Genomic DNA, 22,544 nt, shown 5'->3' with positions numbered 1-22,544 from the left:
TTCATGACCAGCACGGCTCCCGAGAAGACGCCTCCCGACCGGGCACCCGCGCCCGTCTCCGAGGTGGAGCTCTCCATCGGCGGCATGACCTGCGCCTCCTGCGCGGCCCGCATCGAGAAGAAGCTCAACCGGATGGACGGCGTCACGGCGACCGTCAACTACGCCACGGAGAAGGCGAGGATCTCCTATCCGGACGGCATCGAGGTCGCCGACCTCATCACCACGGTCGAGAAGACCGGCTACACGGCCGCGGAGCCGCCCCCGCCCGCTCCCCCGGGCGACGGGGGCGAGGCCGGGAGCGCCGCGCCCGCCGCCGACCACGAGCTGGTCACCCTGCGGCAGCGCCTGTTCGTGTCGCTGGCCCTCTCGGTGCCCGTGGTGCTGATGGCGATGGTCCCGGCCCTGCAGTTCGAGAACTGGCAGTGGCTGTCGCTGACCCTGGCCGCCCCGGTCGTGGTCTGGGGCGCGTTCCCCTTCCACCGGGCCGCCTGGACGAACGCCCGGCACGGCGCGGCGACCATGGACACGCTGGTGTCGATCGGCACTCTCGCCGCCCTCGGCTGGTCGCTGTGGGCACTGTTCTTCGGCACCGCCGGCATGCCGGGCATGCGGCACGGCTTCGAGTTCACCGTCTCCCGTTCCGACGGCTCGTCCTCCGTCTACCTGGAGGCCGCGGCCGGCGTGACGACGTTCATCCTCGCCGGGCGATACCTGGAGGCGAGGTCCAAGCGCAAGGCCGGTGCGGCGCTCAGGGCGCTGCTGGAACTGGGCGCGAAGGACGTCTCGGTGCTGCGGAACGGCACCGAGGTACGCATTCCCGCCAATCAGTTGGCGACGGGCGACCGCTTCGTGGTGCGCCCGGGCGAGAAGATCGCGACCGACGGGACCGTGGTCGAGGGGATCTCCGCGGTCGACACCTCCCTGCTGACCGGCGAATCCGTACCGGTGGACGTGGGCGTCGGCGACACCGTGACCGGGGCGACGGTGAACGCCGGCGGCCGACTCGTCGTCGAGGCGACCCGGGTCGGCGCGGACACCCAACTCGCCCGGATGGCACGGCTCGTGGAGGACGCCCAGAACGGCAAGGCCGAGGTGCAACGCCTCGCCGACCGGATCTCCGGCGTCTTCGTCCCCGCCGTCCTGCTGATCGCGGCGGCCACCCTCGGTGCCTGGCTCGGCGTCACGGGTGACGCGACCGCCGCCTTCACCGCCGCCGTGGCCGTCCTGATCATCGCCTGCCCCTGCGCCCTCGGTCTCGCGACACCGACCGCCCTCATGGTCGGCACCGGCCGCGGTGCCCAACTCGGCATCCTGATCAAGGGCCCTGAGGTCCTGGAGTCCACCCGCCGGGTCGACACCATCGTCCTCGACAAGACCGGCACCGTCACGACCGGCCGGATGCGGCTCCACGACGTGTTCACCGCACCGGGTGTGGCCGAAGGCGAACTGCTGCGCCTCGCGGGCGCGTTGGAACACGCCTCCGAGCACCCGGTCGCCCGGGCGGTCGCGGCCGGTGCCGCTGACCGGGCGGGAAGCCTGCCGGTCCCCGAGGACTTCCAGAACGTCGCCGGTCTCGGCGTCCAGGGCGTCGTCGAGGGACACGCCGTACTCGTCGGCCGCGAGAAGCTCCTGCGGGAGTGGGCGATCGAACTGCCCCGCGAGCTGGCCGACGCCAAGGCCGCCGCGGAGGCCGAGGGGCGTACGGCGGTGGCCGTGGCCTGGGACGGTGAGGCGCGCGGTGTCCTGACCGTCGCGGACGCGGTCAAGGAGACCAGCGCCCGGGCGGTGGCCGAGCTGCGCCGGCTGGGGCTGAAGCCGGTCCTGCTGACCGGTGACAACCGGCTCGTCGCCGAGTCCGTGGCGAAGGCCGTCGGTATCGACGAGGTCATCGCCGAGGTACTCCCCCAGGACAAGGTCGACGTCGTCAAGCGGCTCCAGGCGGAGGGCCGTACGGTCGCCATGGTCGGCGACGGCGTCAACGACGCGGCCGCCCTCGCCACCGCCGACCTCGGTCTGGCGATGGGCACGGGCACGGACGCGGCGATCGAGGCGGGCGACCTGACCCTCGTACGGGGCGATCTGCGGGTCGCCGCGGACGCGATCCGTCTCTCGCGCAAGACCCTGTCCACCATCAAGGGCAACCTGTTCTGGGCCTTCGGTTACAACGTCGCGGCCCTGCCGCTCGCGGCCTTCGGGATGCTCAACCCGATGATCGCGGGCGCCGCGATGGCCTTCTCGTCGGTCTTCGTCGTCACCAACAGCCTGCGGCTGCGCTCCTTCAGGTAGCCCCCCGCGCCGTACTCCCCGCCGCCCGGTCGCCGTCCGCGAGGACAGGGGCCGGGCGGCGGTGCGCCGGGGCGGGAGCGGGCCGGGCGGGCGACTCGGCCCGGTGCCCGCACCTCACCGGCAGGGCGCCGGCGGCGTCGGCCGGTTCCGGTTCCGGCGCGGAACCCAGCCGTCCCGCCCCGGACGCGGTGGCCGGCGAACAGGTCCACCCCGCTGACGACGAGGCGGTTCGTGAAGTCGTCGTCGACGTGGGCGCCACAGGTGCCGAAGACCATGTGGGGGAAGACCGGCAGCGCGCCGGCGACGGACGGCGACAGCCTCCGACACACCCTTGCCATATACCCCCCCGGGGTATATGGTCGGTGATTGTGGGGCTCAGGAGGACGGGTCGCACCCGACAGGAATGGGGATGACGGTCATGGACCACACCGCTCACCACGCTCCGCACGGGGAGCACCACGGCCACGCGGGCCGGGGAACGCACGCCGCCTCGGGGGCGTCCTGGGGTACGGCGGTCAAGGCGACCTTGCACTGCCTCACCGGCTGCGTCATCGGCGAGATCCTCGGCATGGTCATCGGCACCGCCCTGATGTGGGGCAACGTGGCCACCATGGCCCTGGCGATCACGCTGGCGTTCCTCTTCGGCTACTCGTTCACCCTGTTCGCCGTCGTCCGGGCCGGGCTCGGCCTCAGGAGCGCGGTCAAGGTGGCGCTCGCCGCCGACACCGTGTCCATCACCGTGATGGAGATCGTCGACAACGGCATCATCGCCCTCACCCCCGGCGCGATGGACGCCCACCTCTCCGACGGGCTGTTCTGGTCGGCCCTGCTCGGCGGCTTCGCGGTCGCCTTCCTGATCACCGCTCCGATCAACAAGTGGATGATCGGCCGCGGCAAGGGCCACGCCGTCGTCCACGCCCACCACTGACGATCAGGCGGTGACGATAGCGACGTGTCCGGGCGCCCCGTGCCGATCGGGACACCCGGACACGTTGCGGCGTTGCCGGCTTTCGGCGTTGCGGCGTCGCGCGACGGTCAGGGTGTCCGGAGCGTGAGACGCGTGGCCGTAGCCGGAGTTCCGGCGGCCCTCCTCGCGCCGTGCGTCGGGAAGGGCCGCCGGCCTCAGTCCGCCACCCGTGCGACGGGCGCCTCACCGCCGCGCACGCACGCGTGAGCCGGCTGGTGGGGCAGGAGCGGTTTGCGGATCAGGATCAGCGCTGCGTCGTCGTGCAGGTGGCCGCCCACATGGGCGAGCAGGTCGGCGTGGAGCGCGGTGAGGGTGCGTACCGGCTCGTCGGTCAGCGTCCGCGCCAGCCCGTCGTGGAGGGGGTAGAACTCGCGGTCGCCGTCACGGGCCTCGGTGACGCCGTCGGTGTAGAGCAGCAACTGGTCGCCGTCGGTGAACGGCAGGACATGGAGGTCGGGGGTCTGGTCGGTGAGGGCGCGCAGGCCGAGCGGCGGGGCCGGACGCGGCGGATCCACCGGGACGACGACGCCGGACGCGCGGACCAGCAGCGGGGGCGCGTGTCCGCAGTTCACCACTTCCAGCTGTCCGGGACGCGGGTGGCCGGCGACCACGGCGGTCACGAAGTCGTCGGGGCCGAGGTTGCGCGCCAGGCTGCGTTCGATCCGGTCGACGACCGCGAGGAGGTCGGGTTCGTCGTGCGCGGCCTCCCGGAAGACACCGAGCACCAGCGCGGCCGTGCCCACGGCCGGCAGCCCCTTGCCCCGCACGTCGCCCACGATCAGGCGGACGCCGTACGGGGTGGACACCAGGGCGTAGAGATCGCCGCCGATCCGGGCCTCGGCCGCGGCGGCGCTGTAGCGGACGGCGACCTGGAACGGGCCGACGGTGGGCGGCACCGGCACGAGCAGCGCGTGCTGGGCGGTCTCCGCGACCGAACGCACGGCGGCGAGGACCCGTTCCCGGCGTCCGCGCAACACGCTGGCCAGGCCGCTCGCCAGGGTGACGGCGACCAGGACGGAGAGCACGGCGGCCAGATCGCCTCCCGGTACGCCGTACCGCAGGCCGTGGACGACACCGAACGCCGCGGCGAGCAGACCGACGCACAGGACACCGCGCGGACCGTTGGTGGTGGCGGCCAGCGCGGGCCCGGCCGCGAGCAGCGGCAGCCAGATCGCCCCGGCTCCGCCGGCGAGGTCCACGGCCAGCACCACGACGGTCACGAGCAGCACCGGCAGTACGGCCGTCGCCGCGGCCGCCCACGCGACGGCCCGCCGGACCGCCGATGCCCCGGGGACGCGCACGCGTCTGTTGAAGGGCCGCACGGTCCGGTGGCCGTCACGACGGTCTCGGGCCTGGCTCATGGGGTGTCCGCAGTCCTCGTCTGTGCAGGGGGAGCTGTGCAGGGGGATCTTGTTCGGAGATCTGCGCGTGGGGGATCGCCCCCCCCGCAACGCCTGTTCCCTCCAGGAATACGGGTTCGACCCGCGCGTCACAAGGAGGGGGTTTTCAGATAGTGAGCGACAGGCCCCTGGTCACCCGGCCCGCGGTCGGGATGAGCCGCTCCCTGATCTCCCGCAGCCGGGGCAGCCGGTCCGCCGGCAGGGACACCCCGAGCGAGCCGAGGGTGCCTCCGCTGTAGACGGGGACGGCGACACAGACCGTGCCGAGGATGTACTCCTCCAGGTCGGTGACGGCCGGGGCCATCGGCGCGGCGTCCAGGCGGCGCAGCAGCTCGGCCGGGCTGGTGATCGTGCGCGGGGTGAGGTCGCGGAGGTGGTGGCGGGAGAGGTACTCGCGGCGTGCCTCGTCGTCGAGCTCGCGCAGGACGGACTTGCCGAGCGCGGTGGCGTGTCCGGCGTCCTCGAAGCCCACCCAGAGGTCGACGCGGGGCGTTCGGGGGCCGTCGACGATCTCGGCGACCCGGATCTCGCCGTCCTCGTAGAAGGTGAGGTAGGCGGCGGTCGCCAGCTCGTCCCGCAGCGCGGCGAGCGCGGGACGGACCCGGTTGAGCAGCGCCTGCCCGCGGCCCGTCGAGTGCAGCGTCCGGAGCCTGTCACCCAGGACGAAGCCGCCGTCCTCCAGCTTGCGCACGTATCCGTCGTGGACCAGCGTCCGCAGCAGGTGGTAGGCGGTCGCCAGGGGCAGGCCGGTCTCGCGCGCGAGTTGCTTCGCCGGGGCACCGTTCTCGTGCGCGCCGACCGCCTCCAGCAGGCGGAAGGCCCGCTGGACGGACGTGATCAGCGTCGGCCCGCCCTGCGCACCCATGCGTCCAGCGTGCGTCAGGGGCAGGGAACGGGCAAGGCGGGCGGAGGACGCGTCACTTTCGGGGCACCCGGTCCGCACGGGCGGCACGGACGGCACGAGCGGGGTGGGAGACGGTCGACTGTCGGCGCACGCGGCCGAGGGCCTCGCCGCCCGGGTCACCGCCCGGGTCACCGCCCGGGTCACCGCCCGGGTCACCGCCCGGGTCACCGACACCGGTTTCGACGAGGACGAGGCCCGCGCGTCGACGGGCCGGCCCGCGCCACCCCGGCCGGCAAGGACGCCGTGGGCCGCCGGCTCGCGAGGCGGGGCCCGGCGTCCGGGGCCCGGTGCGGCGGGCACTCGTGTCGACGGCGCCCCGCCGGGTACCCGGAGATCTCGACGTCACGGTCCTCCGCACCCGGCCCGCCGGACGCGCCGGGTGACGGACCGTCCAGGAAAGGGGCAGTGATGACGCAGCACGCGGACGACGACGCTCTGGATCAGCCCGCGGGCGTCGCGGAACTGCGGCTGGCGACGGGAGCACCGGATCCCGGCCCGCCGAACGACATGTCCGCGCAGGAGCTGCCGCTCGACCGCAACCAGGCGATCCTCGAGGCCGCCAAACAGGTCGGTTCCCTCCTGAAGCGCAAGGGCCACCCGTTCGCCCTGGCGGGCAGCGTCGCCGTGTACGCCCACGGCGGCACCCAGAACCTCCAGCACGACGTCGACTTCGCCATCCGCCCCGAGGACGCGGAAGCCGTCGCCGAGACGCTGCGGGAGGCGGGGCTGACGGTGTACGAGCCGCCGGAGGACTGGCTGCTGAAGGCCGACTGCCTCGGCCAGCAGGTCGACCTCATCTTCGAACTGGCCCACCGGCCGGTCAGCACGGAACTGCTGGAGCGGGCCGAACGGCTCTCCGTCGACTCGGTCCTCATGCCGGTCCTGTCGCCGACCGACCTGGTGCACAGCCGGGTGGCCGCCTTCTCCGAGCACCACTGCGACTTCGGGGCGGTCCTGCCGGTCGCCCGTCTGCTCCGGGAGAAGGTCGACTGGGACCGGGTGCGCCGGGCCTGCGGCGACGAGCCGATGCCCGACGCGTTCTTCTACTTCCTGGAGCGGCTGGACGTCATTGCGCCGAGGCCGAAGGAGGACCGGTGATGGGACCTTTCGCCGAGCCCACGGGCGGCGGTGCCGACGGCGCCGGCCTGCCCGCCGGGAACACCGGGAACACCGGGAACGCTGAGAGCGCCGAGAACATCGAGTACCGCGTCGCCCATCTGCACGACCGGCTCGCCGCCGAGGAACTCGCCGAACTGGGCGTGCGCGCCGAGGTGCGCGCCGGGTCGGTGGTGGTGACCGGCACGGTGCCCTCCGTGCAGTGCCGCGAGACGCTGCTGCGGACCGTCCACGAGGAACTGGCCGGACTCGCCGTTCACACCGACGTGGTGGTGGCCGAGACCGCCTCACCCGACCATGCGGAGGACCTGCCATGATCCGCGTCGCAGCCGTCGGGGACATCCACATGGGCCCCGACAGCCAGGGCCTGCTGCGGCCCGCCTTCGACACCCTCGACCAGTGCGCCGACCTGCTGCTGCTGGCGGGCGATCTGACCCGGCACGGCACGCCCGAGGAGGCACGGGTGGTGGCCCGGGAGGTGCGGGGTCTGCCGGTGCCGGTGGTGGCCGTGCTCGGCAACCACGACCATCACGACGAGCAGCCCGAGAAGGTCACCGAGATCCTCCAGGAGGCGGGCGTGACCGTCCTGGAGGGTGAGGGGACCGTCGTGGAGTGCGCCGGCGCGCGCGTCGGCATCGCCGGCACCAAGGGCTTCTGCGGCGGGTTCGTGGGCCGCAGCGCCGGAGAGTTCGGCGAGCCGCTGATGAAGGAGTTCGTCCGCTACACCCGGCGCAGCGCGGACGCGCTGCACGGCGCGCTGGCGGGTCTGGGCCGGGACGGCTGCGACGTCCGGGTCGCGCTCACCCACTTCTCCCCCGTCGCCGACACCCTCGCCGGTGAGCCGCCGGAGATCTACCCGTTCCTCGGCAGTTACCTGCTGGCCGAGGCCATCGACACGGCCGGCGCCGACCTCTCCGTCCACGGCCACGCCCACATGGGCACCGAGCACGGAATGACGGCGGGCGGGGTCCGCGTGCGGAACGTGGCCCAGCCGGTGATCCGGCGGGCGTTCAACGTGTACCAGCTGCACGCCGCCTGATGGCGGACCAGGCGTCGGCCGTCCGACATCGCTCCACGCATTTGAACGCGTTCAAATATCCGCTAGGCTCCCCTTCACACGAGGGAGGGGAGCCTCATGATGAAGATCGTCGTACCCGGTGGCACCGGACAGGTGGGGACGGTCCTGCGCCGGGCGTGGGCCGCGGCCGGACACGAGGTCGTGGTGGTCGGCAGGCGGCCGGAGAGACCCGGCGATCTCGCCTGGGACGGCAGGAGCCCCGGCCCCTGGACCGAGGCCGTGGACGGTGCCGACGTCGTGGTCAACCTGGCCGGCCGGAGCGTCAGCTGCCGCTACACCCCGGCCAACCTGCGGGAGATGATGGACTCACGGGTGCACTCCGCGCGGGCCGTCGGCGAGGCGATCGCCGGGGCCGCCCGGCCGCCCCGTCTCTGGCTCCAGATGAGCACCGCCACCCTCTACGCCCACCGCTTCGACGCACCGAACGACGAGGCCACCGGAATCGTCGGGGGCACCGAGCCCGACGTCCCCGCCTACTGGTCCTACAGCGTCGACATCGCCAGGAACTGGGAGCGCGAGCAGGAGGCGGCCGACACCCCGCACACCCGCAAGGTGGCCCTGCGGTCGGCCATGGTGATGAGCCCCGACCGGGGCGGCGTCTTCGACGTGCTGTCGGCGCTGACCCGCCTCGGCCTCGGCGGTCCGGTCGCCGGGGGCGCGCAGTACGTGTCCTGGATCCACGACCGTGACTTCGTGCGCGCGGTCGACTTCCTGATCGAGCGGGAGGACCTCGCCGGACCGGTGAACCTCGCGGCCCCGGTCCCCCTGCCCCAGCGCGCGTTCATGCGCGCGCTGCGCAAGGCGTGGGGCGTCCCGGTGGGCCTCCCTGCGACCCGGTGGATGGCCGCACTCGGCGCCCTCGCCCTGCGGTCGGACACCGAACTCCTGCTGAAGAGCCGCCGCGTCACCCCCGGCCGCCTCCTCGAAGCGGGCTTCGCCTTCGACCACCCCGAGTGGCCGGGAGCGGCGCGGGACCTGGTACGGCGGCGGAGGCGGGGCGGCGCCGGGATCTCCCCGGGGAAGGGCCCGGCGGCCGCGCGGACTTGACGCGGGGCAGGTGTCCGCGCGGCTGCGCCCCCGTGTCAGCCCGTGGCCCGGACCGCGGCGCGGATCAGGTCCGCGACCTCCTTCGGCCGGGACACGGCGACGGCGTGCGAGGCGCCCTCGAGTTCCACGACCGTCGCACCGGCGCGCTCGGCGCCGAACCGCTCGACCTCGGGGTTGATGGCGTTGTCCGCGCCGGCGACCAGCGCCCAGGAGGGCTTGGTCTTCCAGGCGGCCGCGGCGGCCCTCTCCTCGAACGCGGCGGCCGCCAGCGGGCGCTGGGCGGCGGCGAGGACCCCGGTGACCTCGGCCGGCACGTCGGCGGCGAACACGGACGGGAAGGCGTCCTGGGCGATGGTGACCTCGGCGGCGGGCTCGCCGCCCGGCACCGGGTACGTCCACTGCTTGAGGTTGTCGACCAGCGGGGACAGCGGGAAGCGGCCCTGGAGCTCGCCGAGGCTCTCGCCCTCCTCAAGAACGTAGGCGGCGACGTACACGAGGCCGACGACGTTCTCCGTGACGCCGGCGACGGTGATGAGAGCGCCGCCGTAGGAGTGGCCGACGAGGATCACGGGGCCGTCGACCTGGGCGGCGACGGAGGCGACGTACGCCGCGTCGGACGCCAGGCCGCGCAGCGGGTTCGGCGGGGCGATCACGGGGATGCCGTCGCGCTGGAGTTCGGTGATGACACCGGACCAGCTGGCCGCGTCCGCGAACGCGCCGTGGACGAGGAGGACGGTGGGAGTGGTGCTCATGGCAGGTGTCTCCTCGGGTCAGGCGGTGTGCAGGGCGGTGCGGAGGGTGGTGACGGCCTGGGTGATCGCGGCCTCGGCGGCGTGGGTCTCCCGCAGGGCGTTGAGCATGACGAAGTCGTGGACGATGCCCTGGTAGCGGACGGCGGTGACGGGGACGCCCGCCTGGCGCAGCTTGTTGGCGTAGGCCTCGCCCTCGTCGCGCAGGACGTCGGCCTCGCCGGTGATGACCAGGGCCGGGGGCAGGCCGGTGAGCTGGTCGACGGTGGCGCGCAGCGGGGAGGCGGTGATCCGGGCGCGCTCGGACTCGTCGGTGGTGTACTGGTCCCAGAACCACTGCATGCCGTCACGGCGCAGGAAGTAGCCGGTGGCGAACCGGTGGTAGGAGCCGGTGTCGAAGCTCGCGTCGGTCACCGGGTAGAAGAGGACCTGGTGCACCAGCGGCACGTCGCCGCGTTCCTTGGCCATGAGGGTGAGGGCGGCGGTCATGTTGCCGCCGACGGAGTCGCCGGCGGCGGCGATGCGGGTGGCGTCCAGGCCCTTGCCGGCGCCCTGTTCGACGATCCAGCGGGCGACCGTGTAGTTCTGCTCGATGGCGACGGGGTAGCGGGCCTCGGGCGAGAGGTCGTACTCGGGGAAGACGACGGCCGCGCCCGCGCCGACGGCGAGTTCGCGCACCAGGCGGTCGTGGGTGCGGGCGTTGCCGAAGACCCAGCCGGCGCCGTGGATGTAGAGGATGACGGGCAGGACGCCCCGGCTGCCGACCGGCTTGACGATCCGGGCGCGGACACTGCCCGTGGGGCCGCCGGAGACGGTGATCCACTCCTCGTCCACGGCGGGCTTGTCGATCTCGCCGGACTGCACCTCGTCGACGGCCCTGCGTCCCTCCGCCGGCGCCAGGTCGAACAGGTACGGCGGGTTCGCGGTCGCCTCCACGAACGCCTGGGCGGCGGGTTCCAGCACCGGCGCGGCCGGCTCGACGACGTCGGACATGAGGTTCTCCTGCTGTTGACGGTGGGCGTCTGCCCTGCCCGTTCACGCTAGAGGCGCTGCGCGGACGGGAGTTGCCCGCAGGTGCAGCGGCAGTGTGCTCAGAGCGCACAACGCGTGACGCCCGGCCGACGGCGAGCGGCCGGGTGCGGCGGACCGGCAGCCCGGCCAGGGCGGCGGCGGCCGGCAGGGTGAAGTCGGGGCCGGGGTGCAGGGTGAGCAGCCGGAACAGCCGGGCCACCGCGTCGGAGATCCGTCGGGAGGACCAGGAGAAGACGGTGCCGACGTCCACGGAGGCGTCGGAGCGGGCGAACGCGTCGAGGCTGCCGTGCGCCTCGCGCAGTTCGGCGGCCACGGCCGACAGCGGGAAATGCGGGTGTGCGGCGGCGCGCGCGGCGAGGCAGGCGAGGGCCAGGGGCAGTCCCGCGCACAGTTGGGCGATCCCGCCAGCGCCCGGCGGACACCGACCGCGCGCGGGCCAGCGCACCCGCCAGCGCCCGGCGGACACCGACCGCGCGCGGGCCAGCGCACCCGTCAGCGCTCGGTGGACACCGACCGCGCGCGGGCCAGCGCACCCGTCAGCGCCCGGTGGACACCGACCGCGCGCGGGCCAGCGCACCCGTCAGCGCCCGGTGGATCTCGTCGGGGAGCCAGCGGCAGTGGGCGCCCTGCACCACGTACTCGGCCACCTCGCGCAGTTTGGTGTTGGTGCGCTGGGAGACCTCCCGCAGCACCTCCCAGCCCTGCTCGGGGCGCAGCCGTCCCACGGCGACGACCACCCCGATCGCCTGGTCGACCACGGCGTGGGAGGCGACGGCCTGCCGCAGCTGGGCCACCTCCTCCTGCAGGGCGGCGACCCGCGCCTCGACTTCCTCCTCCGCGGCCATGTCGCATTCCACGTGTGTTTCCCCTCGTAAGGAGCCCGCGAAGACGCGGGCGGCCAGTGCGGCGTCACCGCGCCGTCCCTGTCCAGCCTGCACAGCACGGGCCGGTCCGGCCGCACCGCGGGCGAACGACATCACCGGTGTCGATCCGGAAAACGAATGCGCACCGGGATGCGGGGAAAACGTGCGCAGGGGCGCGCCGGCCGGCTGCCGCCCGGCGCACCGCGTGCGGGCCGCTCGACCCATCGGACGAAGGATTCATGGACACGCTGTTCTTCGACAGTGACGACCTCGGACTGACCGAGGACTTCCTCAGCCGGGCCTACGCCAGGATGCGCATCGACAGCGGCGGGCCGGACGCGGGCCGGACGCGGGTCAGCCGCGCCGCGATGCCCTCGGTGACCGTCGACGAACTCGACCTCGGTTTCGAGATGAGCTACTCCGTCACCCCGCTGGGCCGGATCTGTCTGTGCCTCGTGCACGAGGGGACCATCCGGGACCACACCTTCGACGGGGTGGAGGACGCCTTCGGGCCGGGCGACGTGGTGTCCTTCGCCCCGCCGGAGCTGCCGTACTCGGGCCGGATCTGCGCGGCCCGCTACAACATCACCATGCTCGACACCGATCTGCTCGCCCAGGTGGCCGCCACCGCCCCGGGTCGCAGGCCGGGGCCGGTCCGGCTGACCGGGCACCGGCCGCACTCCCCGGCCGCGGCCCGACAGCTGCGGCAGACGATCGGCTACCTGCGCGACCACGTGCTGGCCGCGCCCGGCGTCGCCGACCAGCCGCTGGTCGCCGCCACCGCCGCCCAGCACCTCGCGGCGGGCGTCCTCGCCGCGTTCCCCAACACGGCGTTCACCGAGCCGACCGCGACCGACCGCAACGACGCCCGGCCGGCGACGCTGCGCCGCGCGCTGGCCTACATCGACGACCACGCCGCCGAACCGGTCACGGTCGCCGACATCGCGGCGGCCGCGCACGTCACCGTGCGGGCCCTCCAGTACGCCTTCCGGCGGCACCTCGACACCACGCCGCTGGCGCACCTGCGCCGGGTCCGGCTCGCCCACGCGCACGACGACCTGCGGGCCGCGAACCCGCTCGACGGCACCACGGTCACCGACGTGGCGGCCCGCTGGGGCTTCTTCCATCCGGGCCGCTTCGCCACCCTGTACCGCTCCGCGTACGGCCACCCGCCGCACCGCACGCTCGCCGGCTGAGGTTCACCCGGCGTCCGGGGCGGCGACGACGTTCCCGCGCCCGTCGAGGGTGCGGGTGCTCCAGTAGGTGTCCCACTCGTCGCCGACGTGCTCGGGGACCTTTCCCTCCGGGTAGCGGGCGTAGCCCGCCGGGGGCTCCTCGACGTTCGGGACGCAGGAGCCGCCCGTGCTGCCCACCGCGAGCACCGGGTACTCGCCGTCGCCGCACATCGCCTCCTCGATCTGGAGGGAGCAGCCGGTCAGGAGCGCCGCGGCCAGCCCCGCCAGGGCCGGGGCGGATCGCGTGATCCCGCGGCGGGTGGCGGACGGGTTCTGCGGTCGGTGGTTCGTACGCACGGCTGACTCCCTCTCGACGGCTGACGGAACCGGCCTGCGCGAGCCGGCGGGGATCGCCGTGAGTACGGCTGCTCAGCCACGCGGGCGCGGCCACCCGGCTTCGGGGGCGCGCTCCACGTCAGCGCCTCCGCGGGAGCGCCGCGGCGGTGCCGTCTTCGGGGCGGTTCACGACAGTGCCGCGCGGACGGCCGCGCGGACGGCCGGGCGGGGAGCCCGGTGGGTCAGCGCGGCGGCGGCCAGGCCGATCAGCGCGCCGGCCGCGACGTCGGAGGGGTAGTGGGCTCCGGTGTGGACGCGTTCACCGGCCACCATCACCGCCGGCACCGCGCACAGGGCGCCGGCCGGCGGCCAGACCCCCGCGACGGCGGCGGTGAAGCCCACGGCGGCCGCCGTGTGGCCGGAGGGGAACGAGGAGGAGTCGGGCCGCTCGTGGACCTCCTCGTGCGGGATCCACTCCTTCGGCGGCCGGCGCCGGTCCCAGAGCTGCTTGACCACGCCGTTGGACACCAGCTCCGCCACGGCCATGCTGACCAGGCCCGCCGCGGCGGCCCGGCGGCCCCGCCGGCCCCCGGCCGTGGCCATGACGAAGGCGGCGCCCCACCAGAGTTTGGTGTGCTGCGCCGCCTCCTCCACCGCCGGAAGCAGTTGCCGCGCGGCGGGCGACCGCCACGACGCCACCCTCCGCGTCAGCCGGTGGTCACCGTCTCTCAGATCTTCCCGAGCACCCATGTGCTGCGACTTCCCGCGCCGGGCGGTCCCTAACGGAAGACCGCGGGGCGCCCCTCACTCCATACGCCGCTGGTCCTCCTCGCTCCAGGCACGGGTGTCCCGGGGCGGCACGTACGGCTCCTCGTCCTCGGGCAGTCCGCCGGCGACCGCCCGCTGGCGGGCCAGTTCCGCGTCGAACTCGAGGCCGAGCAGGATGGCGATGTTGCTGATCCACAGCCACACCAGGAACACGATGACACCGGCGAGCGTGCCGTAGGTCTTGTTGTACGAGCCGAAGTTGGCCACGTAGAAGGCGAAGCCTGCCGAGGCGACGAGCCAGATCAGCAGGGCCAGCACGCTGCCCGGCGTGATCCACCGGAAGCCGCGGCCCTTGACGTTGGGGGTCGCCCAGTACAGCAGCGCGATCATCATGGTGACCAGGACGACCAGAACCGGCCACTTGGCGATCGACCACGCGGTCAGCGCGGTGTCACCGATGCCCAGCGCCGTGCCGGCCCGCTGGGCGATGCCCCCGGTGAACACCACGATCAGGGCGCTGATCACGGCCAGCACGAGGAGCACCACCGTCACTCCGACCCGGACCGGCAGCACCTTCCACACCGGTCGGCCCTCCGGCATGTCGTACACGGCGTTCGCGCTGCGGATGAAGGCGGCGACGTAGCCGGAGGCCGACCACACCGCCAGCACGATGCCGACGAGCGCCATGACGGAGCCGACGCCGCCCCGTCCCTGGAGCTGGGTCACCGCGTCGCTGATGATGTCCCGGGCCGAGCCCGGGGCGAGCTTCTGGAGGTTCTCCAGCACCTGGTCGGTCGCCGACTTGCCGGCGACCCCCAGCAGCGACACGAGGACCAGCAGGGCGGGGAACAGCGACAGCACCCCGTAGTAGGTCAGGGCGGCGGCCCGGTCGGTGAGCTCGTCGTCCTTGAACTCCTTCACCGTGCCCTTCAGCACCGCCGACCAGGACCGCTTGGGCAGCCCGCTCGGATCGTCCGGCGCCCGGCGCTCCACCTGCTCGTCCGGTCCCGGGCGCTCCGCCCGCTCGTCGGGTCGGGTTCTCGATGTCCGTGCCATGAGGAACGGAGTAACCCGCGCGGGCCGGTCCATGCCCTTCCCGGAGACCTCGGCCACAACCCGTGCAGGTTCGCGGCGGCTCGGGGTAGCAGCGCTCATATGTGCGCTTTGTGTGCAGGTCCCGGTCGGGGCGCCGCCCCGGATGCCGGCTCCCGACGCCGGCCGACGCCGGCGCGGCCGCGGTCGCGGTCGCGGTCGCGGTCGCGGTCGCGGTCCGCCGGTCAGGCCGTACGGCTGCCGGAGTCCGGGAGCTCGTCGTGCGCCCGGGCCGCCGCCGCGTCGCAGAACGCCTCGAGTCCCTCCAGCAGCGCGCTCCGCTTCCCCGCGGGCATCACCGCCAGCACCGCCCGCAGCTCACGCTCCCGGCGCTCCCGGAGGTCGGCCAGGAAGGCCCGCCCCCGGCCACTGAGGCGCAGCCTCAGCTCACGCCGGTCGGAGGGGCTCACCACCCGCTCCACCAGCCCGGCGGCCTGGAGCCGGTCGCACAGGCGGCTCGTCGACGGCGGGGTGGAGGCCAGCGAGTCGGCGAGGGTGCGCAGGTTGATGCCCTCCTGGTGCTCCAGGACGAACAGCACACGCAGCTGGGACGCGGACGCGGGCGCCGTGGAGGCCCGTCCCCACAGCACTTCCAGCAGCTCGGCGGCCGTCGCGGTCACCCGTGCGACCTCGTCGGGGTGCGGGCGATGGCGGAAGGCAGTCACGGTCACACTCTCGCAGGCACTGGGACGACCGCCAGCGTACTAGCGGCTCCCCCGCCCCCGGCACCCCTCGAACCCGCCGCGCCGCCCGGGCGCGCGGGACACCTCCGGCCGGCGAACCGGCCCCCGAGCGAAGGATCGGTGTTACTCCCGTCGTGGTACCCCCCGTCACGAACAGATTCGTCACCGCCGAGCGTGCCCTGCGGAAGGCGGCACCTCATGAACTGGTCGAGGCCGTGCGCCGTGCACTGGTCGAGCAGTACGCGGCCCGCTGCGTCGAGCTGCTCATGGCCGACTACGGCCTGACGTCGCTGCAGCCGGTGGCCGGACCTCGGGACCAGGAGCCCGTGTCGGTGGACGACAGCGCCGCGGGCCGGGCGTTCGGCGCGCAGGAGCCGTACGTCGAACCGGCCGGGAGCGGGCGGGTGCGGGCCCACCTGCCGGTCTCGGTGCGCGGCGACCGGCTCGGGGTGCTGTCGGTGACGCTGCCCGAGGACAGCGGGGCACCGGACGCGCTGGGCGAGCTGGCGGAGGTCGCGCAGGTGCTCGGGCACGAGGTGGTCGTGGCCGAGCGGGTCACCGACCTGTACCTGCGGGCCCGGCGCAGGGAACGGCTCACCCTGGCCGCGGAGATGCAGTGGCAGCTCCTCCCGGCCCGCTCCGGCACCGGTCCCGGATACGCGCTCGGCGCCCAGCTGGAGCCCGCCTACGCCGTCCGCGGCGACAACGTCGACTGGTCCGCCACGGGCGACCGCCTCACCCTGTACGTCAACAACGGCACGGGCGACGGCGCGGAGGCGTCGCTGCTGACGAGCCTGACGGTCAACGCGCTGCGCAACGCGCGACGGGCCGGCCTCCCGATCGCCGACCAGGCGGCGCTGGCCGACCAGGCGGTGCACGCCCACTACCGGGGCCGCTGCCACCTGTCGGTGCTGATGCTGGAGGTCGAAGTCGCCACGGGGCGGGCCCAGGTGGTGGACGCCGGTTCACCGCGGCTGCTGCGGCTGCGGGCGGGCACCGTCGAACCCGTCGACCTGGAAGCCCAGTTGCCGCTGGGCATGTTCGAGGAGACCGACTACGTGGCGCAGCCGTTCCAGGTGGAGCCCGGCGACCGGCTGGTGTTCGTCAGCGACGGCGTCCACGCGGTCGCCTCGCCCGGCGGGGCGACGTACGGGGACGCCGCCCTGGCCCGCGCGATCACCGCCACCCGGCTGGTGCCGGCGGCCGAGGCCCCGCGTGCCGTGCTGCGCGAACTGGCGGGGCACCGCGGCGGAGCCGTGACGGAGGACGACGCGCTCGTGGTGTGCCTGGACTGGCACGGCCGCTGACCCCCGGATCCCCTGACCGGCACAACCACCGACCGGCCGGTGCACCCCGACCGGCACAACCACCGACCGGCCGGTGCGCCCGGACCGGCACGGCCGCCGAGCGGCGGTCCGCGCAGCCCCGGTGCGGCCCCGGCGTGGCCGGTGTGCGCCGGGTCGGCACCCCGCGTCCGCCGCCCGTGCGCCCCCGTTCCCGCTTGTCACCGCCCCTGTCCTCCCACTACTGTCACCACGCCTTGGTGAACGGGAAATCCGGTGTGATGCCGGTGCGGCCCTCGCCACTGTGATCGGGAAGTCCGGCTCCGGCCCTCGCGGGCAGCCACTGGGTCCTCACGGACCCGGGAAGGCGGAGCACGGGCGGTGGTACCCGTCAGCCAGGAGACCGGCCAAGGCGCGTCAACCATCCACGAGGTGCTGGAGAGGGTCTGCTGAGCCATGCACATAGCCGAGGGTTTTCTGCCTCCGGCGCACGCGGTCGCCTGGAGCGTCGCGTCGGCGCCGTTCGTCGTCCACGGAGCCCGGTCGCTCACCCGTGAAGTCAGGGAGCATCCCGAGAGCACGCTGCTGCTCGGTGCCTCCGGTGCCTTCACGTTCGTCCTGTCCGCACTCAAGCTCCCTTCGGTGACGGGGAGTTGTTCACACCCCACCGGCACCGGCCTGGGTGCCGTCCTGTTCCGGCCGCCGATCATGGCCGTGCTGGGCACGATCACCCTGCTCTTCCAGGCGCTGCTGCTCGCGCACGGTGGCCTGACCACGCTCGGCGCCAACGTGTTCTCGATGGCGGTCGTCGGACCGTGGGCCGGGTACGGCGTGTACCGCCTGCTGCGGCGCTACGGCGTGCCGCTGATGGTCACGGTGTTCGCCGGAGCCTTCGTCGCCGACCTGTCCACCTACTGCGTGACCAGCGTGCAGCTGGCGCTGGCGTTCCCCGACCCGAGCAGCGGGTTCCTGGGCGCACTCGGCAAGTTCGGGTCCATCTTCGCCGTCACGCAGATCCCGCTGGCCGTGAGCGAGGGGCTCCTCACCGTCCTGGTGATGCGTCTCCTCGTGCAGTCCAGCAAGGGCGAACTGACCCGGCTGGGCGTGCTGGTGGCCGGAACCCGGAACCGGAAGCCGGAGACGACCGGGGCGGTGGCCCGGTGAAGCGGAACACGAAGATCAACCTCCTGCTGCTGCTCGCCGTGCTCGCGCTCGCGGTACTGCCGCTGGCCCTGGGACTCGGCGACCACAAGGAGCAGCCGTTCTCCGGTTCCGACAGCGAGGCGGAGACGGCGATCACCGAGCTGGAGCCGGACTACGAGCCGTGGTTCTCGCCCCTGTACGAGCCTCCGTCCGGGGAGATCGAGTCGGCGCTGTTCGCCGTCCAGGCCGCCCTGGGCGCGGGTGTCCTCGCCTACTACTTCGGGGTGCGCCGGGGCCGCCGCCAGGGCGAACTGCGGGCGCTGGCCCGGCTGGAGGAGAAACGGGACGGGGTGCGGGACAGAGACGGTGCCGAGGCGGGGGACGACGTGAGCGCGCCCGACGCCGGGAAGTCCCCGCAGGGACGGGTCTGATCGGAACGTGCTGCCGATCGACGCGGCGGCGCACAGCAGTCGCTGGCGCCACCGTCATCCCGTGGACAAGGCCGTGCTGGGGCTCGGCCTCACCCTGCTCGCGATCTCCCTCCCGCCCTGGCCGGGCGCGGTCCTGGTGCTGGTGACGGCGCTCACCCTGCTGCTGGGTCCGGCGGGGGTGCCGCCCCGCCGACTGTGGCGCGCCTACCGGGTCCCGCTGGGCTTCTGCGCGACGGGCGCGCTCCCCCTCCTCGTCCAGGTGGGCGGGTCCGACGGGTTCGTGTCCCTGGCCGACGGTGGCCCGGTGCGGGCCGGGGAGCTGATGCTGCGCACCTCGGCCGCCTCACTCGGCGTGCTGCTGTTCGCGTTCACCACGCCCATGTCGGATCTGCTGCCCCGCCTGGTGAGGGCCGGCGTGCCCGCGCCGGTCGTCGACGTCGCCCTGGTGACGTACCGCATGAGCTTCCTGCTGCTGGACTCGATGCGCCGGATCCGGGAGGCGCAGGCGGCCCGGCTCGGACACACCGGCCGGGCCGCCGAGTGGCGTTCGCTCGCCGGGCTCGGCGCCACCGCGTTCGTGCGGGCCTTCGACCGGGCGGCACGGCTGCAGGCCGGGCTCGCCGGGCGCGGTTACGACGGCACCCTGCGCGTCCTGGTGCCCGAGGCCCGCGTCTCCGCACGCTTCACGGTGGCCGCGGCCGCCCTCCTGGCGGCTCTGGCCGCCCTCACCCTCGTCCTGGAAAGGCCCCTGTCATGAGCGAGCTGGTCGCCCTGCGGGGTGTCTCCTTCGGGTACGAGGACGGCCCGACCGTGCTCGAGGACCTCGACTTCACGGTACGCGCGGGGCGCGCCCTCGCCCTGCTCGGCCGCAACGGCAGCGGGAAGACGACCCTGATGCGGCTGCTCAGCGGCGGACTGCGACCGCGCACCGGCACGTTGACGGTCGAGGGACGGCCGGTGGGGTACGACCGCAAGGGGCTGACCCGGCTGCGGACGACCGTGCAGCTGGTGGTGCAGGACCCCGACGACCAGCTGTTCGCCGCGTCCGTCGCCCAGGACGTGTCGTTCGGGCCGTTGAACCTGGGGCTGCCCGACGCCGAGGTGCGGGCCCGGGTGGAGGAGTCGCTCGCCGCGCTGGACATCACCGCCCTGGCCGACCGGCCCACTCACCTGCTGTCCTACGGGCAGCGCAAGCGGACCGCGATCGCGGGCGCCGTCGCGATGCGGCCGCGCGTGCTGATCCTCGACGAGCCGACCGCCGGGCTCGACCCGGACGGCCAGGAACGGCTGCTCACCACGCTGGACGGGCTGCGCGCGTCCGGTACGACGGTGGTGATGGCCACCCACGACGTCGATCTCGCCCTGCGCTGGGCCGACGACGCGGCCCTGCTCACCCCGTCCGGCGCGCACACCGGTCCGGCGGACACCGCGCTGGCCCGCACGGACCTGCTCCACGAGGCGGGCCTGCGGCTGCCCTGGGGCATCGCGGTCGCCCGACTGCTCGCCGGCCAGGGCCTGTTGTCCGAAGGGGGGACCGGACCGCGCAGCCCGGAGGAACTGGCGGCGCTGCTGGCCGGGGGCTGAGCCCACGGCGGGGCGCCCGGTCCCGGTACCGCCGGGCGTCACGGCCCGGTCCCGGTACCGCCGGGCGTCACGGCCCGGTCCTTGGTACCACCGGGCGTCACGGCCGGGCCGACCGCCGCGGCATCCCGGCCGGGCCGACGGCCGCGGGCGTAGCAGGCCGGGCCGACCCGCGCAGGGCCACGACCGGGCCGGACCGACGCGGGCGGGGCGGCTCGGTCCGCGACGCCGACGCCGACGGCGCCGTGCGCCGTGCGCCGTACCGGCCGGCTCGGACTCCACGCCCGCGATTCGCCCTGCCGGTTCACCGCGTCCCGCGGGGCCCGGCGGGCGCCTGCCGTGCCTCCCGGCAACGAGGGGATGTGCCCCTGGCCGTCGGCCGGCGAGCAGGCTCTGGCATCCTGGCGCCGTGCCGCACCCCGCCTCCGTGACGCCCGACGCCCCTCGTCCCGTGGGGGTGCCGCTGCTGACCCAGCAGTGGCTCGACCTCTGCTTCGTCCACTGGGCGGTGGCGCCGGAGACGGTGGCGGGACTGCTGCCGCCGGGCACCGCCGCCGACGTCCACGACGGGTCGACGTACGTCGGTCTGGTCGCCTTCCGGATGCACCGCGTGGGCTGGCTGGGGCTGCCCGGGGTGCCGTACCTGGGGTCGTTCCCGGAGACGAACGTGCGGCTGTACTCGGTGGACGGGCACGGGCGGCGCGGGGTCGTGTTCCGGTCGATGGACGCGGCGAGGCTGATACCGGTGGTGATGGGCCGCGTCGGCTTCCGGCTGCCGTACCTGTGGTCGCGGATGCGGGTGCGCGCGGACGGCGACACCGTCACCTACACCAGCGCGCGCCGGTGGCCGGGGCCGCGCGGCGCGTCGAGCCGGATCGTGGTGCGCCGGGGCGAGCGCATTGAGGAGCCCACGGAGCTGGAGCACTTCCTCACCGCGCGCTGGGGCATGCACAACGCCTTCTTCGGCGGCGCCGCCTATCTGCCCAACGAGCATCCGCGCTGGCCACTGCACCGGGCGGAACTGCTCACCTGCGAGGAGGACCTGGTCGCCGCGGCCGGACTGCCGGCGCCGCCGGAGGCGCCGGTCAGCGTCCTGTACTCGCCGGGCGTGCCGGTACGCCTGGGCCGGCCGGCGCGCCCGGCGGGCATCCCGACCCCCTGACCCGCGTCACGGACGCGTTCCCGCCCCCGCACGTGCCGTGGCCTCCGTCAGCGAGACGGTGAACGGATGCCGGGGAGCCGTCAGCACCCGCTGTGCCGGGCCCTGTTCGACGAGTTCTCCCGCCTCCATTACGGCGATGCGGTCGGCGAGGCGCGCGGTGTCCAGGTCGTGCGTGATGAGGACCAGGGCGAGGTCGTCACCGTCGCGCACCCGGCCGGCCAGGAGGTCGAGGATGCCGCGCCGGGTGACCGGGTCGAGGCCGGAGGTGATCTCGTCTCAGACGAGGACCCGGGGCCGGGCGAGCAGGGCGCGGGCGAGGGCGGCCCGCTGGAGTTCGCCGCCGGACAGGGCACCGGGCGGGCGGTGGGCGAGGTCCGCCGGCAGGCCGAGGCGGGCCAGAGTCGCCGACGACGAGGACCGTCGCCCCGGCGGGCAGGTCGAGCAGGTCGACGACGGCGCGGGCACGGGCGCGGGACTTCGCCAGGGAGGATCCGGCGGGCAGCGGGACCGGCCGGGCGCCGTGCCCGGGGGTGTGCGAGGTGACCCGCATGAGGTAGGCGTCGAGGGCGGCGACCCGCACCGGCGGCAGGGGGTGGCGCAGGAGCCGGGCCACGTCGGCGCCGACGCAGTCGTCGAGGACGCTGTCCGGCAGTTCTCCCGGCTCGACGGCGCAGGAGCCGACGGCTTCGTCGAGGCGGAGGCTGAGCACCTCGTTGCGGTAGCCGGTGCCGCGCCCGTCGTGGCGTACCGCCTGCCGGGTGGTGAAGGCGACGGCGATCCGCCGCGTGGCCGGGTCGGGGCCGAGGGCACCGTCGCGGACGCGGTCGACGAGGTCGTCGTAGGTGGGGAAGGTCCCGGTGGTCATCGGACCACCAGTCCCGCGCGCAACCCGGTCAGCAGGTCCTCGACCCGGGCACGGGCGCCGGGGCCGCGGGTGTCGGCGGCCATGACGTGCCCCAGGTACTCGTTGTTGCCGCCCGCCGCCCGCACCGCCCGGCCGGGCTCGGCGAGTTCCACCTCGAGCACGCCGTCCGCGTCCCGGACGCCGGTGCCGTCGAGCGCCTCCAGGGTGCCGGTGCGGTCCGGCACCAGGAAGCCGATGGCAGCGCTGCGCACTCCGGTGTCGGCCGGCCGCAGGTCGGGGGCGCGGCCGAGGGCGACGTCCACGAACGCGGCGGCGAGGTCGACTCCGGTGACGTGGCGGACGAGTTCGGTGATGCGGTTGCCGGCCGGGCGGGGGTTGACCTCCACGACGCGGGGGCCGCCGGGAGTCAGCTTGATCTCGGTGTGCGCCACGACCCCGTCGGTCAGGCCGAGGGCCTTGAGCGCGCCCAGGGCGGTCTGTTCGTGAGCCACAGTTCCCCTTTTCCAGCGACGGGTTCGGACGTCAGGACAGCCCGGCGCACTCTCACCGGAGGGGAGGACGCCGGGCCACGCACCCCCACACG

22 protein-coding genes, 3 pseudogenes and 1 riboswitch are annotated in these 22,544 nt (G+C 74.3%); of the genes and pseudogenes, 13 read left to right on the top strand and 12 right to left on the bottom strand.

Annotated features, from left to right (window positions below; genetic code table 11):
* The first annotated feature begins 3 nt into the window (after positions 1-3).
* Positions 4-2,286, top strand: coding sequence for a heavy metal translocating P-type ATPase (locus tag ACGFQC_RS20450; RefSeq protein WP_363089742.1), 2,283 nt, complete (start codon positions 4-6; stop codon positions 2,284-2,286).
* Between the two features lie 418 nt (positions 2,287-2,704).
* Entirely contained in the window at positions 2,705-3,214 is a 510-nt protein-coding gene (locus ACGFQC_RS20445) for a DUF4396 domain-containing protein (protein WP_363089743.1), read from the top strand.
* A gap of 194 nt (positions 3,215-3,408) precedes the next feature.
* Here ACGFQC_RS20445 and ACGFQC_RS20440 read toward each other — a convergent pair whose 3' ends face one another.
* Positions 3,409-4,614 (bottom strand): PP2C family protein-serine/threonine phosphatase, encoded by a 1,206-nt coding sequence (locus tag ACGFQC_RS20440; protein WP_363089744.1) that lies wholly within the window; start codon positions 4,612-4,614, stop codon positions 3,409-3,411.
* A gap of 145 nt (positions 4,615-4,759) precedes the next feature.
* Complete coding sequence (locus tag ACGFQC_RS20435) at positions 4,760-5,518, bottom strand: IclR family transcriptional regulator (RefSeq protein ID WP_363089745.1); 759 nt, start codon at positions 5,516-5,518, stop codon at positions 4,760-4,762.
* A gap of 447 nt (positions 5,519-5,965) precedes the next feature.
* Between ACGFQC_RS20435 and ACGFQC_RS20430 the strand changes: the two genes are divergently transcribed.
* From ACGFQC_RS20430 to ACGFQC_RS20415, 4 genes are all read left to right on the top strand, one after another.
* Positions 5,966-6,655: a nucleotidyltransferase family protein gene (locus tag ACGFQC_RS20430; protein ID WP_363089746.1), complete on the top strand. Its 690-nt coding sequence runs from the start codon at positions 5,966-5,968 to the stop codon at positions 6,653-6,655.
* Complete coding sequence (locus tag ACGFQC_RS20425) at positions 6,655-6,990, top strand: hypothetical protein (protein WP_363089747.1); 336 nt, start codon at positions 6,655-6,657, stop codon at positions 6,988-6,990. Before ACGFQC_RS20430 ends, ACGFQC_RS20425 begins: the two co-directional genes overlap by 1 nt.
* Positions 6,987-7,712 carry a metallophosphoesterase gene (locus tag ACGFQC_RS20420; RefSeq protein WP_363089748.1) on the top strand — a complete coding sequence of 242 codons (726 nt, stop codon included), beginning with the start codon at positions 6,987-6,989 and terminating at the stop codon, positions 7,710-7,712. The genes ACGFQC_RS20425 and ACGFQC_RS20420 overlap by 4 nt, the downstream gene beginning before the upstream one ends.
* Before the next feature lie 99 nt (positions 7,713-7,811).
* The gene (locus ACGFQC_RS20415) at positions 7,812-8,798 is read left to right on the top strand and encodes a DUF1731 domain-containing protein (RefSeq protein WP_363089907.1); all 987 of its coding nucleotides are present in this window, start codon (positions 7,812-7,814) and stop codon (positions 8,796-8,798) included.
* 35 nt (positions 8,799-8,833) lie between these two features.
* Here ACGFQC_RS20415 and ACGFQC_RS20410 read toward each other — a convergent pair whose 3' ends face one another.
* From ACGFQC_RS20410 to ACGFQC_RS20400, 3 genes are all read right to left on the bottom strand, one after another.
* Entirely contained in the window at positions 8,834-9,550 is a 717-nt protein-coding gene (locus tag ACGFQC_RS20410; protein ID WP_363089749.1) for an alpha/beta hydrolase, read from the bottom strand.
* An 18-nt stretch (positions 9,551-9,568) separates the two neighbouring features.
* Positions 9,569-10,540, bottom strand: coding sequence for an alpha/beta hydrolase (locus ACGFQC_RS20405; RefSeq protein WP_363089750.1), 972 nt, complete (start codon positions 10,538-10,540; stop codon positions 9,569-9,571).
* 575 nt (positions 10,541-11,115) lie between these two features.
* Positions 11,116-11,424 carry an ANTAR domain-containing protein gene (locus ACGFQC_RS20400; RefSeq protein WP_363089751.1) on the bottom strand — a complete coding sequence of 103 codons (309 nt, stop codon included), beginning with the start codon at positions 11,422-11,424 and terminating at the stop codon, positions 11,116-11,118.
* A gap of 257 nt (positions 11,425-11,681) precedes the next feature.
* Between ACGFQC_RS20400 and ACGFQC_RS20395 the strand changes: the two genes are divergently transcribed.
* Positions 11,682-12,638: a helix-turn-helix transcriptional regulator gene (locus tag ACGFQC_RS20395; protein WP_363089752.1), complete on the top strand. Its 957-nt coding sequence runs from the start codon at positions 11,682-11,684 to the stop codon at positions 12,636-12,638.
* Positions 12,639-12,641: 3 nt separating this feature from the next.
* Here ACGFQC_RS20395 and ACGFQC_RS20390 read toward each other — a convergent pair whose 3' ends face one another.
* The 4 genes from ACGFQC_RS20390 to ACGFQC_RS20375 form a co-directional block, all read right to left on the bottom strand.
* Entirely contained in the window at positions 12,642-12,974 is a 333-nt protein-coding gene (locus ACGFQC_RS20390) for an SCO0607 family lipoprotein (protein ID WP_393288457.1), read from the bottom strand.
* 165 nt (positions 12,975-13,139) lie between these two features.
* Positions 13,140-13,703, bottom strand: a complete 564-nt coding sequence (locus ACGFQC_RS20385) for a phosphatase PAP2 family protein (RefSeq protein ID WP_363089753.1) — start codon at positions 13,701-13,703, stop codon at positions 13,140-13,142.
* A gap of 54 nt (positions 13,704-13,757) precedes the next feature.
* Positions 13,758-14,777 carry a YihY/virulence factor BrkB family protein gene (locus ACGFQC_RS20380; protein ID WP_363089754.1) on the bottom strand — a complete coding sequence of 340 codons (1,020 nt, stop codon included), beginning with the start codon at positions 14,775-14,777 and terminating at the stop codon, positions 13,758-13,760.
* A 221-nt stretch (positions 14,778-14,998) separates the two neighbouring features.
* Entirely contained in the window at positions 14,999-15,484 is a 486-nt protein-coding gene (locus ACGFQC_RS20375) for a MarR family transcriptional regulator (protein ID WP_363089755.1), read from the bottom strand.
* 146 nt (positions 15,485-15,630) lie between these two features.
* Here ACGFQC_RS20375 and ACGFQC_RS20370 point away from each other — a divergent pair, with 146 nt between their 5' ends.
* The 6 genes from ACGFQC_RS20370 (at position 15,631) to ACGFQC_RS20345 (ending at position 21,096) form a co-directional block, all read left to right on the top strand.
* Positions 15,631-16,803: a PP2C family protein-serine/threonine phosphatase gene (locus ACGFQC_RS20370; RefSeq protein WP_363089756.1), complete on the top strand. Its 1,173-nt coding sequence runs from the start codon at positions 15,631-15,633 to the stop codon at positions 16,801-16,803.
* A gap of 217 nt (positions 16,804-17,020) precedes the next feature.
* Positions 17,021-17,206: riboswitch (cobalamin riboswitch) on the top strand.
* Positions 17,207-17,235: 29 nt separating this feature from the next.
* The gene (locus ACGFQC_RS20365) at positions 17,236-17,943 is read left to right on the top strand and encodes an energy-coupling factor ABC transporter permease (protein WP_363089757.1); all 708 of its coding nucleotides are present in this window, start codon (positions 17,236-17,238) and stop codon (positions 17,941-17,943) included.
* Entirely contained in the window at positions 17,940-18,353 is a 414-nt protein-coding gene (locus ACGFQC_RS20360) for an energy-coupling factor ABC transporter substrate-binding protein (RefSeq protein WP_363089758.1), read from the top strand. Before ACGFQC_RS20365 ends, ACGFQC_RS20360 begins: the two co-directional genes overlap by 4 nt.
* A gap of 7 nt (positions 18,354-18,360) precedes the next feature.
* On the top strand, positions 18,361-19,110 hold the full coding sequence (gene cbiQ, locus ACGFQC_RS20355; protein ID WP_363089759.1) for a cobalt ECF transporter T component CbiQ: 750 nt from the start codon (positions 18,361-18,363) through the stop codon (positions 19,108-19,110).
* The gene (locus ACGFQC_RS20350) at positions 19,107-19,937 is read left to right on the top strand and encodes an ATP-binding cassette domain-containing protein (protein ID WP_363089760.1); all 831 of its coding nucleotides are present in this window, start codon (positions 19,107-19,109) and stop codon (positions 19,935-19,937) included. The genes cbiQ and ACGFQC_RS20350 overlap by 4 nt, the downstream gene beginning before the upstream one ends.
* A 406-nt stretch (positions 19,938-20,343) precedes the next feature.
* Positions 20,344-21,096 carry a DUF2071 domain-containing protein gene (locus tag ACGFQC_RS20345; RefSeq protein WP_363089761.1) on the top strand — a complete coding sequence of 251 codons (753 nt, stop codon included), beginning with the start codon at positions 20,344-20,346 and terminating at the stop codon, positions 21,094-21,096.
* A gap of 6 nt (positions 21,097-21,102) precedes the next feature.
* On the opposite strand, the pseudogene ACGFQC_RS20340 reads toward ACGFQC_RS20345, so the two are convergent.
* From ACGFQC_RS20340 to ACGFQC_RS20330, 3 pseudogenes are all read right to left on the bottom strand, one after another.
* Positions 21,103-21,501, bottom strand: a pseudogene (locus ACGFQC_RS20340) (ATP-binding cassette domain-containing protein); the annotation flags it as partial.
* Positions 21,500-21,961 (bottom strand): annotated as a pseudogene (locus ACGFQC_RS20335) (hypothetical protein); the annotation flags it as partial. The pseudogenes ACGFQC_RS20340 and ACGFQC_RS20335, both read right to left, overlap by 2 nt.
* A pseudogene (locus ACGFQC_RS20330) lies at positions 21,958-22,440 on the bottom strand (carboxylate--amine ligase); the annotation flags it as partial. The pseudogenes ACGFQC_RS20330 and ACGFQC_RS20335, both read right to left, overlap by 4 nt.
* Positions 22,441-22,544 lie beyond the last annotated feature (104 nt).

This window comes from Streptomyces sp. NPDC048734, assembly GCF_043198675.1.
Lineage (GTDB): Bacteria > Actinomycetota > Actinomycetes > Streptomycetales > Streptomycetaceae > Streptomyces.
Note: the sequence above shows the minus strand (reverse complement) of the source record. Positions and strands in the feature narration are given on the sequence as shown.